Annotated in this window: 3 protein-coding genes; 1 reads left to right on the top strand and 2 read right to left on the bottom strand. The window is 67.7% G+C overall.

Features of this window, described 5'->3' with window-relative positions:
- Positions 1–181: hypothetical protein (locus AAGI46_16945; GenBank protein ID MEM1013895.1), on the bottom strand; the 181-nt coding region annotated here is incomplete at its 3' end.
- A gap of 28 nt (positions 182–209) precedes the next feature.
- Here AAGI46_16945 and AAGI46_16940 point away from each other — a divergent pair.
- Complete coding sequence (locus tag AAGI46_16940; GenBank protein MEM1013894.1) at positions 210–1385, top strand: M20 family metallopeptidase; 1176 nt, start codon at positions 210–212, stop codon at positions 1383–1385.
- Here AAGI46_16940 and AAGI46_16935 read toward each other — a convergent pair.
- The coding region (locus tag AAGI46_16935; protein MEM1013893.1) for an RsmB/NOP family class I SAM-dependent RNA methyltransferase at positions 1358–2232 on the bottom strand (875 nt) is incomplete at its 5' end. The two genes, AAGI46_16940 and AAGI46_16935, sit on opposite strands and share 28 nt — an antisense overlap.

Here is a 2232-nt window from a genome sequence, read left to right as displayed (position 1 = left end):
CGTAGTTGAGCCCGATGCACAGAATGTCCGTCGGCACGATCGGAGCGAGCAGCGTGGCTGGGCGATCGATGACGGTGCCGGTCAGGCCTTGCGTGAACGGACTGTCGATCAGGGCGAGACGTTCGCCGCGGTCGATGGCGTGGACGGGCGAACCTTCGTGCAGGCAGCGGACGAGTCGCATGGGCCGACGGTACGGGTAGGCTTGTCCCATGGCCGATGTTGCAAGCCTTTCCGAACACGCGGCCACGCTGCGTCGCCAGCTGCATCGCATTCCGGAGCTCGGCTACGAGGAACACGACACGGCCGCGTTGATTCGGGGGGAGCTGGATCGGCTGAAGATCGATCACGTCGCCGGGCCGGACGACGCGCCGACGGCGACCATCGCGGTGCTCGGCGACACGAGCAAACCGTGCATCCTGCTGCGGGCCGACATCGACGCGCTGCCGATCGTCGAACGGACTGGCCTGGACTATGCCAGCGAGCGCGAGGGCGTCATGCACGCCTGCGGCCACGACGGCCACACGGCCAACCTGCTCGGCGTCGCGGCGGCGCTGGTCGACGAGCAGCTTGACGTCTGCATCAAGCTCGTCTGGCAACCGGCCGAAGAGGGCGGCGGCGGTGGACGACGTCTGTGCGAAGCCGGCGTGCTCGACGGGACGTCGGCGTTCGGGCCGAAGGTCGAGGCGGCGTTCGGACTTCACGGTTGGCCGATGCTGCCGGTTGGTTGCGTCTCATCCAAGCCCGGCCCACTGCTGGCGGCGACGGACACGTTCGAGGCGGTCTTCACAGGGCAAGGCGGACACGCGGCGTTCCCGCACTTCACGCGCGATCCGCTCGTCGTCGCGGCCGGTGCGGTGACGGACCTGCAGCAACTCGTCAGTCGCGAGATCGACCCGACCGACTCGGCCGTGCTGTCGGTGACCCGGTTCCACGCCGGCACCGCGAACAACGTGATACCAGGCGAGGCCGTCGTCGGCGGGACGTGCCGAACGCTCTTGCCGGAGACACGCGAGCACGCCCGCGACGCCATGCGACGACGCCTCGAAGCCGCAGCATCGGCGGGGCGGTGTGACGTCGCGTTCACCTGGAACGACGGCTATCCGCCGACGGTCAACGACCCGGCGATGACGGAGCTCGTCCGCCGCGTCGCGGGTGACCGCTACCTGCCGGCCGACCGACCTGCGATGGGCGGCGAGGACTTCTCCTACTTCCTCGAACGCGTGCCCGGCTGCTTCTTCCTCATCGGCCTTCTGCCAGAAGGTTGCGACGACTATCCGGCGCTCCACACCGATCGGTTCGACTTCACCGACGACGCGCTCGCCGTCGGCATCGAGACGATGCTCAGGATTGTGCGGAGCTATGCCCGTTCCAGCACCGCCGCGTAACCGCCGTCGCGGTAGCGGGTCGGGTCGTCGGTTTTGAAGCTCGGCAGCCAGGTGTGACGATCAACAACCTTCACGCCGGGCGTTCGGCTGACGAACGCGTCGACGATCCGGTCGTTCTCCTCCGGCCAGATGCTGCACGTCGCGTAAACGACCCGGCCACCTTCTGCCAGCAGCGGCCAGACGTCGTCGAGAAGTGAATTCTGGATGTCGCGCAATTCGGCCTCGTCCGTCTGGGCGTACCGGGCGTCGGCCCGGCGTGCGAGGACGCCGCTGTTGGAGCACGGGGCGTCGATGAGGATGCGGTCGAACCGCTCGGGCCAGTCGTCGGGGAAGTCGAACGACCACTCCGCCCGCTTGGCCGTGACGTTGCCCATCGAGGGCCGCTGCTTCGCGAGCTTGCGGAGCGTGCTGATCCGTGCCCCGTGACTGTCGACCGCGAATACGCGACCGGTTTCGCCCGCGGCTTCGGAGAGTTGCTGCGTCTTGGTGCCCACGCCGCAGCAGCGATCGAGCACGGTCTGCCCGGGCTCTATACCAAGCAACGGAACGACCGCAGCACTCGTCGCATCCTGGGGCTGGCACAACCCTTCGTCGGACCACCGCGCGATGTCCGACGCGCGCGCACCGTCGATCACGACGATCCACTCCTGCTCGTGTGCTCGAACCGACAAACCCTCACCGAAGCCGTGGTCAGAGCGCAGCGTCGACCCGGGTCCGTCGAGAGCACTTTGATGTTCGTGCGGACCCGCGTCGACGCTTCGCTCTGACGTCGACTTCGTCTCTGGAACAAGCTGCTCGACCGTCGCGTCTCCAATGAGCCGCGCCAGGAGCGGTGCCTCGCGATTGT

Source organism: Planctomycetota bacterium (assembly GCA_038746835.1).
GTDB lineage: Bacteria > Planctomycetota > Phycisphaerae > Tepidisphaerales > Tepidisphaeraceae > JBCDKH01.
Note: the sequence above shows the minus strand (reverse complement) of the source record. Positions and strands in the feature narration are given on the sequence as shown.